The 13498-nt window shown below is 69.5% G+C and carries 15 protein-coding genes and 1 riboswitch; of the genes, 9 read left to right on the top strand and 6 right to left on the bottom strand.

Annotated elements, in window-relative coordinates; genetic code table 11:
* Positions 1-24: 24 nt before the first annotated feature.
* Positions 25-156, bottom strand: a riboswitch (cobalamin riboswitch).
* A 24-nt stretch (positions 157-180) separates the two neighbouring features.
* The 3 genes from CCN37_RS03360 to cobJ are packed head-to-tail and all read left to right on the top strand — an operon-like array spanning position 181 to position 3448.
* Complete coding sequence (locus CCN37_RS03360; RefSeq protein ID WP_086819138.1) at positions 181-1335, top strand: hypothetical protein; 1155 nt, start codon at positions 181-183, stop codon at positions 1333-1335.
* The gene (locus CCN37_RS03355; RefSeq protein ID WP_086819137.1) at positions 1332-1958 is read left to right on the top strand and encodes a precorrin-8X methylmutase; all 627 of its coding nucleotides are present in this window, start codon (positions 1332-1334) and stop codon (positions 1956-1958) included. The genes CCN37_RS03360 and CCN37_RS03355 overlap by 4 nt, the downstream gene beginning before the upstream one ends.
* Positions 1955-3448: a precorrin-3B C(17)-methyltransferase gene (cobJ, locus tag CCN37_RS03350; RefSeq protein ID WP_086819136.1), complete on the top strand. Its 1494-nt coding sequence runs from the start codon at positions 1955-1957 to the stop codon at positions 3446-3448. The genes CCN37_RS03355 and cobJ overlap by 4 nt, the downstream gene beginning before the upstream one ends.
* On the opposite strand, the gene CCN37_RS03345 is transcribed toward cobJ, so the two are convergent.
* The gene (locus tag CCN37_RS03345) at positions 3423-4163 is read right to left on the bottom strand and encodes a cobalt-precorrin-6A reductase (protein ID WP_086819135.1); all 741 of its coding nucleotides are present in this window, start codon (positions 4161-4163) and stop codon (positions 3423-3425) included. The two genes, cobJ and CCN37_RS03345, sit on opposite strands and share 26 nt — an antisense overlap.
* A gap of 17 nt (positions 4164-4180) precedes the next feature.
* On the opposite strand from CCN37_RS03345, the gene CCN37_RS03340 reads away from it, so the two are divergent.
* The 3 genes from CCN37_RS03340 (at position 4181) to CCN37_RS03330 (ending at position 7026) form a co-directional block, all read left to right on the top strand.
* Positions 4181-5251, top strand: a complete 1071-nt coding sequence (locus tag CCN37_RS03340) for a cobalt-precorrin-5B (C(1))-methyltransferase (protein ID WP_086819182.1) — start codon at positions 4181-4183, stop codon at positions 5249-5251.
* A gap of 90 nt (positions 5252-5341) precedes the next feature.
* Positions 5342-5893: a TetR/AcrR family transcriptional regulator gene (locus tag CCN37_RS03335; protein WP_086819134.1), complete on the top strand. Its 552-nt coding sequence runs from the start codon at positions 5342-5344 to the stop codon at positions 5891-5893.
* Positions 5890-7026: an FAD-dependent oxidoreductase gene (locus tag CCN37_RS03330; protein WP_086819133.1), complete on the top strand. Its 1137-nt coding sequence runs from the start codon at positions 5890-5892 to the stop codon at positions 7024-7026. Before CCN37_RS03335 ends, CCN37_RS03330 begins: the two co-directional genes overlap by 4 nt.
* A gap of 2 nt (positions 7027-7028) precedes the next feature.
* Here CCN37_RS03330 and cobM read toward each other — a convergent pair whose 3' ends face one another.
* From cobM to CCN37_RS03315, 3 genes are read right to left on the bottom strand one after another with little or no spacing between them, the layout of a single operon-like run.
* Positions 7029-7772 (bottom strand): precorrin-4 C(11)-methyltransferase, encoded by a 744-nt coding sequence (cobM, locus tag CCN37_RS03325; RefSeq protein WP_086819132.1) that lies wholly within the window; start codon positions 7770-7772, stop codon positions 7029-7031.
* Positions 7769-8959 (bottom strand): precorrin-6y C5,15-methyltransferase (decarboxylating) subunit CbiE, encoded by a 1191-nt coding sequence (gene cbiE, locus CCN37_RS03320; RefSeq protein WP_086819131.1) that lies wholly within the window; start codon positions 8957-8959, stop codon positions 7769-7771. The genes cobM and cbiE overlap by 4 nt, the downstream gene beginning before the upstream one ends.
* A gap of 9 nt (positions 8960-8968) precedes the next feature.
* A complete protein-coding gene (locus tag CCN37_RS03315; RefSeq protein WP_168200500.1) occupies positions 8969-9679 on the bottom strand; it encodes a serine protease in 711 nt (236 codons plus the stop codon).
* A 116-nt stretch (positions 9680-9795) separates the two neighbouring features.
* Here CCN37_RS03315 and CCN37_RS03310 point away from each other — a divergent pair, with 116 nt between their 5' ends.
* Together CCN37_RS03310 and CCN37_RS03305 are read left to right on the top strand one after the other, a co-directional pair.
* Positions 9796-10158 carry a DUF2203 domain-containing protein gene (locus CCN37_RS03310; protein WP_086819129.1) on the top strand — a complete coding sequence of 121 codons (363 nt, stop codon included), beginning with the start codon at positions 9796-9798 and terminating at the stop codon, positions 10156-10158.
* Positions 10159-10219: 61 nt separating this feature from the next.
* On the top strand, positions 10220-11134 hold the full coding sequence (locus CCN37_RS03305) for an aminoglycoside phosphotransferase family protein (RefSeq protein WP_246842791.1): 915 nt from the start codon (positions 10220-10222) through the stop codon (positions 11132-11134).
* Here CCN37_RS03305 and CCN37_RS03300 read toward each other — a convergent pair.
* A complete protein-coding gene (locus tag CCN37_RS03300; RefSeq protein ID WP_086819128.1) occupies positions 11131-11793 on the bottom strand; it encodes a YdcF family protein in 663 nt (220 codons plus the stop codon). The genes CCN37_RS03305 and CCN37_RS03300 overlap by 4 nt on opposite strands.
* Before the next feature lie 416 nt (positions 11794-12209).
* On the opposite strand from CCN37_RS03300, the gene CCN37_RS03295 reads away from it, so the two are divergent.
* Complete coding sequence (locus CCN37_RS03295) at positions 12210-13031, top strand: alpha/beta hydrolase (RefSeq protein ID WP_086819127.1); 822 nt, start codon at positions 12210-12212, stop codon at positions 13029-13031.
* On the opposite strand, the gene CCN37_RS03290 is transcribed toward CCN37_RS03295, so the two are convergent.
* On the bottom strand, positions 13028-13474 hold the full coding sequence (locus CCN37_RS03290; RefSeq protein ID WP_143261400.1) for a hypothetical protein: 447 nt from the start codon (positions 13472-13474) through the stop codon (positions 13028-13030). The genes CCN37_RS03295 and CCN37_RS03290 overlap by 4 nt on opposite strands.
* Positions 13475-13498: the final 24 nt, after the last annotated feature.

The following is a 13498-nucleotide window of genomic DNA, read 5'->3' as shown; positions in this document are numbered from 1 at the left end:
CCCCGGGGTCCTCGCCCCGGCTCGTGTGGGCACAGCGCTGCCGGAGTTCCTGGCTCCTCTTCGCAGAGTGACAGTGGCGGGACCGCGCCGGATTCACACCGGCTTCCTCCTGGCAGTGCCGTTCGTGGTGACCCTACCGACTGTGCGCGTTCGTTCCGAGTGGCAAGTAGCATCCGGCTCGTGCCAGCAGACGCCCCAGCCGACCGCTCGCGCCGGGACGCGTGTCCCGGCGCGGTCTCCGTGCACAACGCGGCGGACGGCGGGCTGGCGCGCATCCGGGTGCCCGGCGGCACGATGACCGCTCCGCAGTTCCACGCGGTGTTCGCGGCGTCGGCGGCGTTGGGCGACGGCCAGTTGGAGCTGACCTCGCGGGCCAACATCCAGATCCGCGGGTTACGGCTGGGCGCCGAGGCGAAGCTGGCGGAACGGCTGCGCGAGGTCGGGCTGCTGCCCTCGGTGACCCACGAGCTGGTGCGCAACATCATCGCTTCGCCGTTGGGTGCGGAGCAGCCGTTGGTCAACGAGTTGGACCGGGAGCTGTGCTCGTGGCCGGAGCTGGCCGAGCTGCCCGGCCGCTTCCTGATCACCGTGGACAGCCAGGGCGACGTGAGCGGATTGGGCGGGGACGTCGGGCTCGCCAAGGTCGGGCCGGACTGGGCGCTGCTGCTGGCCGGTGAGGACACCGGTGTGCGCGTGCCGGAGAACCAGACGGTGACGACGGTGATCGCTGCCGCGCAGGAGTTCCTGGTGGAGCGCAGGCGGCAGGGTTCGGTCGCGTGGCGGATGAACGAGCTGACTGAAGGGCCGCAACGGGTTCTGCAACGGTTGGGACTTCCCGCGACGCGCCGCAGGCTAATGGTCCGGCCAGCTGTGCCGCTGCCGACCGGGTTCGCGACTCCTCGGACGCTCGTCGTCGGCGCTCCGCTGGGCAGGCTCGACGCGGCGCAGTGCCGGGAACTGTTGCGCGCGGCGGGTTCCACGGTCCGGTTGACGCCGTGGCGCAGCGTCGTGCTTCGCGGCATCGAACCGTCCACTGTGGTCGGTCGTGACCTGATCACCGATCCGAACTCGCCGTGGCACGGAGTGACCTCGTGTGCAGGAATGCCGGGCTGTGTCAAGGCTTTGGCCGATGTGCGCGCGGATGCCGCAGCGTGGCTGCGGTCCCGTCCCGAACCGAGTGCGCAGCGCGTGCACTGGTCGGGGTGTTCGCGGCGGTGCGGCCGTCCACAGGGCAGCGTGGTCGACGTCGTGGCGACCGGCGAGGGCTACCAGGTCAACGAGAAGCTGGCCAACGACACGGCCGCCGCGATCGCGGTGGCTCGGAGGGACATGTGACCGGGTACATCAAGGACGGCGCGGAGATCTACCGCCGGTCCTTCGCCACCATCCGCGCGGAGAGCGAACTGGACGGGCTCCCGCAGGACATAGCGCGGGTGGCGGTGCGCATGATCCACGCGTGTGGGATGACGGACCTGGTGCAAGACATAGCTTTCTCGCCGCGCGTGGTGGCTTCGGCTCGGGCGGCACTGCTCGACGGAGCGCCGATCCTGTGTGACGCCACCATGGTCGCGGCCGGGGTGACGCGCAAGCGCCTTCCCGCCGACAACGAGGTGCTGTGCATGCTCGGCGACCCTCGCGTGCCTGATTTGGCTGTGCAGCTGGGAAACACGCGCAGCGCGGCGGCGTTGGAGTTGTGGCGCGACAAGCTCGAAGGCTCGGTGGTGGCGATCGGCAACGCGCCCACCGCGCTGTTCCACCTGCTCGACATGATCGCGTCAGGGGCGCCTCGACCGGCGGCCGTGCTCGGCGTTCCGGTGGGCTTCATCGGGGCCGCCGAGTCGAAGGAAGCACTGGCGGACAACGACGTGGGGCTTGAGTACCTGGTCGTCCGAGGTCGGCGCGGCGGCAGTGCGATCACCGCGGCGGCTGTCAACGCGATCGCGAGCGAGGAAGAATGAGCGGGCGGTTATACGGCGTCGGCGTGGGGCCGGGCGACCCCGAGCTGGTCACGGTCAAGGCAGCGCGGCTGATCGGCGCGGCCGATGTGATCGTCTACCACAGCGCCCGGCACGGCCGCAGCGTCGCACGTTCCATCGCTGAGCCCTACCTGCGCGGCGATCAGATCGAGGAGCAGCTGGTCTACCCGGTCACGACCGAGGAGACCGACCACTCCGGCGGCTACCAGGGCGCGATCGACGAGTTCTACGAATCCTGCGCGCAGCGCCTTGCCTCGCACCTGGAAGCCGGGCGCGACGTGGTGGTGCTCGCGGCGGGCGATCCGTTCTTCTACGGCTCCTACATGCACATGCACAAGCGGCTCGCGCACCGCTTCCCCACCGAGGTCGTTCCCGGCGTGACGTCCGTGAGCGGCGCGTCCGCCGAGCTGGGGCGGCCGTTGGTGGAGCGCGACGAGACGCTGACCGTGCTGCCGGGAACCCTGCCTACCGAGGAGCTGGCCACACGCATCGCTGCGATCGACTCCGCCGCGATCATGAAGCTGGGGCGCACTTTCGAAAGCGTTCGGTCTGCTTTGGACAGTGCTGGACGGCTCGAAGACGCGTGGTATGTGGAGCGCGCGACGACGGGCAGGCAGCGGATCTCGCCGCTGGCCGATGTCGATCCCGCTTCGGTGCCGTACTTCTCGGTCGCGATCCTGCCGAGCAAGGCGCATCTGCCCGATCCGTCCACGTCGGACACTGCTCGATCTGGCTCCGGTTCCGGCGAGGTCGTCGTCGTGGGGCTCGGTCCGGCCGGGCGGGAGTGGACGACGCCGGAGGTGCAGGCTGCTTTGGCTTCGGCCGACGACCTCGTGGGCTATGTGACCTACATCGACCGTGTGCCGCCGAATCCGCGCCAGCGCAGGCACGCCTCGGACAACAAGGTGGAGGCCGAGCGCGCGGCGTTCGCATTGGACCTCGCCAAGCGTGGTTCGCGGGTTGTCGTTGTGTCCTCAGGTGATCCCGGCGTGTTCGCGATGGCCAGCGCCGTGCTCGAAGTGGCGGGCGAGGAGCAGTTCGCCGACGTGCCCGTGCGCGTGCTGCCCGGTTTGACCGCCGCGCAGGCCGTCGCGAGCCGGGTCGGCGCTCCGCTCGGGCACGACTTCTGCGTGCTGTCGTTGTCGGACCGGTTGAAGCCGTGGGAGATCATCGCCGAGCGGTTGACGGCGGCGGCTCGGGCGGATCTCGTGCTGGCGATCTACAACCCGGCCTCACGGAGCCGGACCTGGCAGGTGGAGCGGGCGCGGGAGCTGTTGCTGGAGCACCGTTCGCCGGACACTCCCGTGGTGATCGGCCGCGATGTCGGCGGGCCTTCGGAGGCCGTTCGCGTCGTGCGCCTCGAAGACCTCGATCCGTCCACTGTGGACATGCGGTGTCTGTTGCTCATCGGGTCCTCCATGACCCAGGTTCGCGACGGGGTGGTGTTCACTCCGCGCCGCTATCCCGCATGATCCAGTCGCGGGCCTCGGCCACCGTCGCGACGTGGGCGACGCCTTCGGGCAGCGGCGGGCGACGGAGGACCAGCACGGGCAGGCCGAGGTGACGCGCCGCGACGAGCTTCGCCTTCGTCATCCTGCTTCCGCTGTCCTTGGTGACGATCACGTCGATCTCGTGCTCGCGGAGCAGGTCGATCTCACCGTCCACTGTGAACGGTCCGCGATCGAGCACCACGTGGGACCTCGGCGGCAGCTCGTCCGGCGCGTCCACCGAGCGGACGAGGAAGTACTTGTCCAGCTTCATGAACGCGTGCAGGTCGCGTCTGCCTGTCGTGAGGAAGACGCGCTCTCCCAAGGACTTCACGGCTTCGGCGGCTTCGTGGATCGAGTCCACCCAGTGCCAGCGGTCACCCGGCTCCTCGGTCCAGCCCGGTCTGCGCAGCACCAGGAACGGCAGGCCGAGCCGCGTGGTGGCTTCGGCGGCCGAGGCGGTCATCGTGGCCGCGAAGGGGTGCGTGGCGTCGACCACCTCGTCGATCTCGTTGTCCGCGAGCCACGCCATGAGGCCGTCCACGCCGCCGAAGCCGCCGATGCGCACTTCGCCAACGGGCAGCTTCGGGTCGCGGACGCGCCCGGCGAGCGAGGAGATCACCCTGCGCCGCGGGTGGACCTCTTCGGCGAGGCGCCGCGCCTCCCCGGTCCCACCCAGGACCAGCACCGTTCTCGTCACTGTTGCATCCTCTCCTGGTGAGCACGAAACTGCGCTTCGGCTGGACGACGGGGGCGTGCGCCACGGCCGCGACCACGGCCGCCTACACGGCGCTGCTCACCGGCGAGTTCCCCGACCCGGTGGAAATCGTGCTGCCCAAAGGACAACGGCCGAGCTTCGCGCTCACCCGCGAACAGCTCCGACCCGATTTCGCGTACGCCACGGTGGTGAAGGACGCGGGCGATGACCCCGATGTGACTCACGGCGCCTTGATCTCTTCGACTGTGTCGCACGGTTCGCCTGGCAGCGGCGTGGTTTTCCGCGCGGGGCCGGGCGTCGGCACTGTAACCAAACCCGGGCTCCCGCTGCCTGTCGGGGAGCCCGCGATCAACCCGGTGCCGCGCGAGATGATGCGTTCGCACGTCGCGCTCGTGGCGGCGGCGCACGGGGGCTCCGGTGACGTCGTCGTGGAGATCTCGGTGGACAACGGCGAGGAGATCGCCAAGCACACGTGGAACCCCCGTTTGGGAATCCTGGGCGGACTGTCCGTTTTGGGCACGACCGGGATCGTCGTGCCGTACTCGTGCTCCGCGTGGATCGACAGCATCCGTCGCGGTGTCGACGTCGCGCGCGCCGCCGGATATCAGCACGTCGCGGGGTGCACCGGGAGCACGTCGGAGCGGGTCGCGGCGGAGCTGTACGGCTTGCCGGAGGACGCTCTGCTGGACATGGGCGACTTCGCGGGCGCGGTGTTGAAGTACATCAAGCGGCATCCCGTGCCGCGGCTGACCATTGCGGGCGGGATCGGCAAGATGTCCAAGCTCGCCGATGGGCATCTCGACCTGCACTCCGGGCGTTCGCAGGTGAACCACGAGCTGCTGGCTTCGTTGGTGGCGCAGGCGGGCGGCTCCGCGTCGCTCGTGACGGCCGTGCGCGAGGCCAACACCGCGCTCGGCGCGCTGCACCTGTGCCAGGAGGTCGGTCTGCCGCTAGGTGATCTCATCGCGGCGGGCGCGCTCGCCACGTGCCGTTCCGTGCTGGCAGTGGCTCCCGTCTCGGTTGACGTCGTGGTGATCGACCGTGCCGGAGTGATCGTCGGCCGCGCTTAGCCGCGGCGAACAGGTGCTTCACAGGCGCACCTCGGTCCGGCTATGGTTTTGGGCGAGTGCCCAAGTCACTTGCCCAAGAAAGGGAGCGCGATGCGGACGCGTGGCCACGAGGTGCGGGAACGGCTGACCGAGGCGGCGGCGGAGCTGATCGTCGAGCTGGGCTGGAGCGGGGTCAGCACGCGGGTGCTCGCCGAGCGGGCCGGGGTGACGCCGGGGTTGGTGCACTACCACTTCTCCTCGCTCCAAGCCCTGCTGACCGAGGCCGCGGTCGGCGCGCTCAGGCGGATGGTCGACGGCCTCGGCGCGCTGCTTGAGCAGGCGCAGACCCCGGAGGACGTGGTCGAGCACCTGACGGCGACGATGTCGGAGCACTCCGGGATCGATCCGATGTCTTTGCTGGTCAGCGAGACATTTCTCGCGACGACGCGAGACGCTGAGCTGCGCAGCGCCGTGGCCGCGGTGCTCGCCGACTTCCGGGCGGGCCTGAGCGCGCGCTTCGCAGAACTCGGCGTGGAGGCACCGGAAGCGACGGCCGCGGTGCTCGCGTCGACGGTGGACGGGCTGCTGCTGCATCGCGCTCTGCTACCCGAGCCCGCGGCCATGACGGCTGTGCTGCGCCGGATCGTGGCGGTGCGGTCATGAGGGTCGTGATCTGCGGAGCGGGGATCGCCGGGCTGGCGCTCGCGGTGCGGCTGAGCGCGAGCGGCGAGGACGTCGTGGTCCTGGAGCGCGCGTCGGGGCCTCGCGCACAGGGCTACATGATCGACTTCTTCGGCCCGGGGTACGCGGAAGCGGAGCGGATGGGGTTGCTGCCCCGATTGCGCGAACTGGGCTACCGCATCCCCAGGGCGAGCTACGTCGACGAGGACGGACGCGTGCGCGCGTCGCTCGGGTTCACGCGGTTCGCCAAGGCGATCAACGGCGGACTGATCAGCATCATGCGGCCGGACCTAGAGCTTGCGCTGCGCGAAGCGCTCCGCGTGGACGTGCGCTTCGCGACGACGGTCACGGGAGTGGACAACCGCGCGGACGGCGTCACCGTCACGCTCTCCGACGGCACCTCGATGGCGGCGGACCTGCTCGTCGGCGCTGACGGCATCCACTCCTCGGTCCGCGAAATGATCTTCGGTGAGGAGCGGGAGTTCCTGCGCTACCTCGGTTTCCACACGGCGGCCTTCACCTTCGACGACCCCGACGTCCGGGCCGAGGTGACCAACGGGTTCTGCCTCACCGACACCGTCGACCGGCAGATGGGCCTGTACGCGCTGCGCGACGGGCGGGTCGCCGCGTTCACCGTGCACCGCGCCGCCGATCCCGTTCTGCCGGACAACCCCACGTCCGCCGTGCGCGAGGTGTACGGCTCGATGGGGTGGATGGTGCCCCGCGCGCTCGCGAAGGCGCCCGAGGAGATCTACTACGACCAGGTCGCGCAAATCGTTGCGCCCCAATGGAGTTCGGGGCGGGTTGTGCTCATCGGCGACGCCTGCCACGCGGTGTCGCTGCTCGCCGGGCAGGGCGCCTCGCTCGGGCTGGCGGGAGCTGGGCTGCTCGCTGACGAACTGCTGACCAGGCCGACGATCGCCGAAGCGCTGGCGAGCTACGAACGCCGGTGGCGCCCGGTCGTCGAGGAGAAGCAGCGCGTCGCCCGCAGCGGGACGCGGTGGTTCCTGCCAGATTCGCGAGCACGCTTGTGGGCGCGCCGGGTGGCGCTGAAGCTGGCGCGGCTGCCGCTCGTCGACCGTGCCGTGGCGACAGCGCTCGTCGGCAAGCTCTGAGGTCAGGTGCGGCAGCGCGCGGCGGAGTAGAGGTGGCTGTCGAGGAATCCGCTCGCGGTGAGCACCTTGCCGACCACGATGACCGCCGTCGTGCGGATGCCTGCGGTGTGCACCTGGGCGGCGATGTCGGCGAGGGTTCCGCGCAGGACGACCTCGTTCTCCCGGCTCGCCCACGCCACGACCGCGACCGGGCAGTCCGCGCCGTAGTTCGGCACGAGTTCGGCCACCACCTCGTCGATCCGTTGCACCGCAAGGTGAATCACCATCGTCGAGCGGCTGCGACCCAACGACGTCAGGTCCTCCCCCTCCGGCATCGGCGTGGACCGCGCGGAAGTTCGGGTCAGCACAACGGTTTGGCCGACGCCAGGCACGGTGAACTCGCGCTTCAGGCTCGCCGCTGCCGCTGCGTAGGCCGGGACGCCGGGCACCACCTCGTACGGCACACCGGCGTCGTCCAGGCGGCGCATCTGCTCGGCCATGGCGCTGAACAGCGACGGGTCACCGGAGTGCAGCCGCGCCACGTCCTTGCCTTCTCCGTGCGCCGCAACGAGTTCGGCCAGGATCTCGTCCAGGTTGAGCTTCGCGGTGTCGATCACGCGAGCGTCCTCCGGGCACAGTTCGAGCAGTTCGTCCGGCACGAACGCGCCCGCGTACAGGCACACGGGCGCGGACTGGATGACTCGCTGACCGCGCACCGTGATCAGGTCGGCCGCACCGGGCCCGGCTCCGACGAAGTACACGGTCACGGCAAATCTCCTTTGGTAGCAACCCAGATCGTCACGGGCATCATCGCTCGCCAGCCGGTGAACCCACCGACGGGCGCGCCTCTGCTCACTGCCAGGCGCACCAGTTCTCCGCCGAGTTCGGCGTGCCAGCGCGCGAGAACCGCTTCCGACTCGACGGTGACCGCGTTGGCCACCAATCGCCCGCCCGGCTTGAGTTCGTCATAGCAGCGTTCGACAACGCCGGGCACGGTGACGCCGCCGCCGATGAACACCGCGTCGGGCTGTTCGTCCGGCAGCGCTTCGGGAACTTCGCCGAGCAGCACGCGAATCGACGGCACGCCAAGCTTTTCCGCGTTGGCCGTGACGCGAGCGGCGCGCTCGGGGTGCTTCTCGACGGCGATGGCTCGGCAGCTCGGATGCGCGCGTGACCACTCGATCGCGATGCTGCCCGCTCCTGCGCCGATGTCCCACAACAGCTCCCCCGGCACCGGCGCGAGCATGGCCATGGTCACCGCGCGGACCTCGCGCTTCGTGAGCTGACCGTCGTGGTCGAAGGCGTCGTCGGGCAGGCCCGGCACTGCGGAGAGCTTCGGCCCGACGCACTCCACGGCGATCACGTTGAGCGCGGCGCACTTCTCGCGCCACTCCGCCGCTGTCGAGCTGATCATGCGTTCGTCGGGGCCGCCGAGGTGTTCGAGCACGGTCAGCGCGCTGGCGCCGAATCCGCGCTCCGTCAACACCTTCGCGACCTCGGCGGGCGTGTTGCCGTCCGCGCTCAACACCATCAGTCGGCGGCCGGGGTGCAAGACGGCGTTCGCGGGGCGGCCCACCGCGGAGACGACCTGCACCTCGTCGAGCGGCCAGCCGAGGCGGGCGCAGGCGAGGGAGATCGACGACGGGTGCGGCACGACGTGCAGGCGGTGCGCTCCGACGAGCCGCGCCAGGGTCGAGCCGATGCCGAAGAACATCGGGTCACCGCTGGCCAGCACGCAGATCGCCTTGCCGCGATGGGCTTCGAGCAGGCCCGGCAGCGCGGGCAGCAGCGGTGACGGCCAGCTGACCCGCTCGGCGCCGCCGGGCACGAGGGCGAGTTGCCGCGAGCTCCCGAAGAGCACGTCCGCGGCCAGCACGAGGCGGCGCGCGCTCTCCGGAAGTCCGTCCCAGCCGTCGGCCCCGATCCCGACGACCGCGATCTGGTCAGCGTCCACGCGCTGACCCTACGACAGCTGCGAGGTGATCCAGTCCGCGTAGTGAGCAACACTGCTTCCGACGGTCGGGTAGCGCTTCTGGCCGCACGGCCCAGCACCCCACGAGATCACGCCGACGAGCTTCCCCTTGGCGTACATCGGGCCGCCCTGGTCGAGGACGCAACCGCCCGTGCCCTCGCCGCCGCCGACGCACAGCGCGCCATCGCCGACCGGGAGGACGTCCTTGTAGTTCGCGGCGCACGTGGCGTGCGGCACCGGCTTCTGCGTGACCTTGCGCAGCGAGTTCTGCGGCTCGTTCTTGGCGTTGAACCCCCACCCGGCGAGGACCACGTCGCCGCTCGCCTGCTCGCGGCTGAGCTCGGCGGGGCGGATGCGCTTGGTGGGCGCGACCTTTTCGGCCAACCGAAGGACCGCGAGGTTGTTCGTCAGGTTGGCGACGTCGTAGGCCGGGTGCACGGTGACCTTCTCCACGGCGACCGTGCGCTGTCCCGACGCCGGGACGCGCAGGGAATGCCCGCCCAGCACCACTTTCAGCGTCGCGGGGTCGGGTTGGCGCACGCAGCTGGCGACCGTGAGCACGTGCTGCTCACCGATGAGGATCGCGCCGCACGCGAGGTCGGGGCCCTCCTGAACGTATGCGGCGGAAGGGAATTCCCCCGACTTCGCCGCGCTCCCACCGGCGATGGCGTTCGCCGGAACGGCTGGCAACAGTGCTGTCAAGGAAAGTGTTGCTATTGCGAGGGGCTTTCGGCGCACGATGGCGGTTTCCCTTCGGGTGGCGTGAACATCGGCCCGCAGAGTATGGCGAAGATCGTCGGGGATGGCATGCTCGCCGCATGGCACTCTTCACGCTTGACGAGGCACGTGCGGAGCTGCGGAGGCTTCTGCCCGTGTTGCGCGAGATCGTCGCCGTGCGCGCCGACGCCGCCGAACTCGCAGGCGCGGTCGCCGAGGGCGGGCGCTGCGTGCGGCTCGGCGGTCTGCCGGAGTTCAAGGCGGCGCAGGCGAGGCTCGACGAGTTGATGACCCACGTTCAGGGGACCGGCGCCGAGCTGAAGGGCTTCGCGCCGCTGCTGGTCGACTTCCCCGCCGAGCTCGACGGCGTGCCCGTGCAGCTGTGCTGGCTCGAAGGCGAGGCCGAGCTCGGCTGGTACCACCGTGCCGACCTCAGCTTCGCCGCCCGCCGTCCCCTTCCCTGACCGCTTGGGGACAGGGGCGCCTTGTGCCATCGTGGCCGCTCGATGTTCAGGGGGTGTGATCGTGGTGCACGAGCTGTCCGAGAAGGTCCGGCGCTGGGTGAGCGACGCGGTGGGCGGCGCCTCAGTGGCCACAGCTACCGGCTTGCGGCAGGGAGGCAATCCGTGGTTGTTGACCTTCGGCGTCGAGTCGGCCGTGCTGCGGCTCGGGAACCCCGCTGATCCCGACCACCGCCGGCGGTTCGCCACCGAGGTCGCGGCGCTGCGAGTCGTCGGCGACCACCAAGTGCCCGCGGCCGAGCTGATCGCGTCGGATCTCGACGGTTCCGCGACCGGCTTCTTGGCGGTGCTGACCACCGTCCTGCCCGGGCACAGTCGCATCCCCACGGTTGCCACCACCGAGCGGTTGCAAAGCTTGGGGGCCGCCGCGGCCGCGTTGCAGGCGATCCCGTTGGCGCCTCAGGCTTCTCTGCCGCTGCGGACCCGCTCGATCGCGGACGTGGACTTCGCGGCTCAACGCCGGGAGAGGGGCACCACCGCGCTGCTGGCGGCTGCGGAAGAACGCCTGCGGCAGCTTCCCGTGCCCGGCGGCCCGACCGTCTTCGTGCACGGTGACCTGTGGTTCGGGAACACGCTGTGGTCCGGCGACCGCTGCACCGGCTTGGTCGACTGGGACTGCGCCGGGGCCGGATCGCCCGGGGTCGACCTCGGCGGGGCGCGCTTCGACGCGACCCTGATGTTCGGGCTCCCCGCCGCCGACCAGGTGCTGGCGGGCTGGGAACGCGCTGCTGGCCGCCGAGCGGAGCAGGTCGCCTACTGGGACGTCGTCGCCGCGTTGGTCTCCTTGGCCGACATGGCTTTCTGCGTTCCGGCGCTCCACGACCAGGGCCGGACAGACCTCAACGCCGACCTTCTCGGGCAACGACGGGACGCGTTCCTCAGCGCCGCACTGCGCCAGCTCGACGCCGCGACAGGCTAGACGTTGGGGATGACGCGCTTGTCGTATCCGGTCTGGACCAGGCGTTCGCAGGCGGACCAGACCTCGGAGGGCATCTCCTGCGGGATCGCGTGGCCTTGGTCGCCGTAGACCTTGATGCGCTGGGTGTCGGCAACGATGGTGTTGATGACCCGGGCGTCGTCGCCGATCCCGGCCAGGTAGTCCACCAAGCCGACATCCTGCGAAACGCAGATCACTTCGACCTCGGGCCACACCTTCCGGCAGGCGGCGTACGCGCGGCGCTGTTGGTACGGGCGCGAGATCAACATGACCGACCGCACCGCAATCCCCCGCGACTCCAGCAGAGCGCGGGACAGCTCAATGTTCGCGCCAGTGTGCTTCGCCTCGGGCTCCACCAACACCGCATCGTTAGGCACGCCAAGGGAACGAGCGTGCTCGCGATAGTGGACAGCCTCCCCGCGCGGGAACCGGTCGATCGTGGTCGGAGCGTTCGCACCGCTGAAGACGATCAGCGGGAAGTAGCCCGCGTGGAACAGCTCCGCGGCTTGCGTGGCGACACCGAGGTCATGGCTGCCGAGGCCGATCCCGACATCGCACGGGCGCAGCTCGTGGCCCATGTGGTTGTAGTCCCACAACACCTGAACGTCGGCCAACACCTCGGCGGGCAACCGCTCCCCCATCGCGCGCTCCTAGTCAGGGATCGGGAAGCTGTAGGACCAGGCGAATCGGCTCGCCGCATGCACGCCCCGCGCGAACACGGTTTCAGTGATCGCGTCCGGCTCCAAGCCCTGCATGGTCAAAACCGCGAACTGCTCCTGAGCTACCGATCGCACCAGCTCAGCGTCGAGATCGTCAGCGCCGCATCTTCTTCAACACGCCCAGCTCGAACGCGAACGACGCGATCTCCTCGGCACCTCCGTCGTCGAGCGGGCTGGTCTCAGTGCCGGTACCACTGGCCACGTGAACGTCCCTTCTAACGGTCAGCGAGCTTGATCGGTGCCGATGCTCCCGCGTCAACGCTGGCAATCTTGCACCCTAGGAGCATCGGCCTGGCAGCATGAAGTTGTCCTCACGATGCCTGGTTCGGGAGTTGCTCATGACGATTCAGAGCACTGAGACGACATTTCGCGGTCTCGACGGACTTCACCTCGCGGGCACACTCGTGCTGCCTGATCTCCCTGTCGAGCGCGCGGTAGTTCTCGTGCATGGTGGCGGAGTCACTCGTGATGAGGGCGGGTTCTTCACCAGGCTAGCCGTCGCTCTGGCGGAGTCAGGGGTCGGCAGCTTGCGATTCGACCTGCGAGGCCACGGCGCGAGCGACGGCAGCCAGGCAGACCGCACGCTGTCGGCCCACCTCAACGACATTCGCTCGGCCTTCGAGCACACTCGATCGTTGTGGGGCGCCCCGGCCCTCAGCTTGATCGGGACCAGCTTCGGCGGCGGACTGGCCGCTTACTACGCAGCACGTGGTCCCGATGACCTGTCGCGACTCGTGCTGCTCAATCCCCAGCTCAACTACAAGGACCGCTATATCGACCAGAAGCCGCACTGGCACAACGACCAACTCGCAGACGAAGAGGCGGAGCGTCTCCGAAAGTTGGGTTACCTAGAGCACTCGCCGACTGTCAAGCACGGCCGTGCGTTCTTGAACGAGGTCTTCTGGATCAGGCCGAACGACGCGCTCGGCGACATCGTTGCGCCAACGCTGATCGTGCACGGTACGAAGGACACCTTCGTACCGGTCGAATTGTCGCGCTGGGCGGCCCGGCAACTCCGCGTGGAGCACGAACTCGTCGAGATCGAAGGAGCACAACACGGTTTCGCGGTGCACGAGGACCCCGAGTACCTCGATCCGCAAAGCCAGCGGTGGCAAGCCTTCGTCATCAACAAGGTCGTCGAATGGCTGACCGCCACCTAACCCCGCAACGCCTCCCGTAGCTGTCTCGGACCGGGACGGCTCCCCCAGGGCCGCAATGACTGGAGGGTGCGTTCCAGTTCACGCGTGGTCCGCCGAGAGGCCGTCGCCGTGGCCAGCGTGGCCGCCTCAAGCCCTCGGACCGCCGCCTCGTCTGGCTCGCCGGACAGTGCGAGGGCCGCGGCCAGCCTGGAGAGGAAGTAGCCCTGGTCGCGGCGCGACAACATGTTCGCCGCGAGCACTTCGGCGTAGAGGGCTGCCGCTTGGCGGGGTTTGCCTGCCTCGATGTAGCAACTGGCGGTTCGCAGCGCCAGCGTGCCGCCGTTGAAGTAGGTGCTGAACTGGCCCGCCGGGATCATCGTCGGCCTCGGCCGTCGCGAGGAGTCCTCGCGCGTCCTCCAGCTGAGGAATCCTGTGGTGGGTTTGTAGTGGTTAACGATGATCAACAGGGGGGTTTGGGGGTCTTGAAG

The organism is Allokutzneria sp. NRRL B-24872 (genome assembly GCF_002155965.1).
In the GTDB taxonomy this organism is placed as follows: Bacteria; Actinomycetota; Actinomycetes; order Mycobacteriales; family Pseudonocardiaceae; genus Allokutzneria.
The sequence above is the reverse complement of the archived record's forward strand: the minus strand, read 5'-3'. Positions and strand labels throughout refer to the sequence as shown.

Excerpts from the sequence above, each read along its gene's own strand:
- CCN37_RS03300 (WP_086819128.1), bottom strand. The coding sequence starts at position 11,793 with ATGGGGGAGCGGTTGCCCGCCGAGGTGTTGGCCGACGTTCAGGTGTTG.
- cobJ (WP_086819136.1), top strand. The coding sequence starts at position 1,955 with ATGAGCGGGCGGTTATACGGCGTCGGCGTGGGGCCGGGCGACCCCGAG.
- CCN37_RS03335 (WP_086819134.1), top strand. The coding sequence starts at position 5,342 with ATGCGGACGCGTGGCCACGAGGTGCGGGAACGGCTGACCGAGGCGGCG.
- CCN37_RS03330 (WP_086819133.1), top strand. The coding sequence starts at position 5,890 with ATGAGGGTCGTGATCTGCGGAGCGGGGATCGCCGGGCTGGCGCTCGCG.
- CCN37_RS03295 (WP_086819127.1), top strand. The coding sequence starts at position 12,210 with ATGACGATTCAGAGCACTGAGACGACATTTCGCGGTCTCGACGGACTT.
- CCN37_RS03310 (WP_086819129.1), top strand. The coding sequence starts at position 9,796 with ATGGCACTCTTCACGCTTGACGAGGCACGTGCGGAGCTGCGGAGGCTT.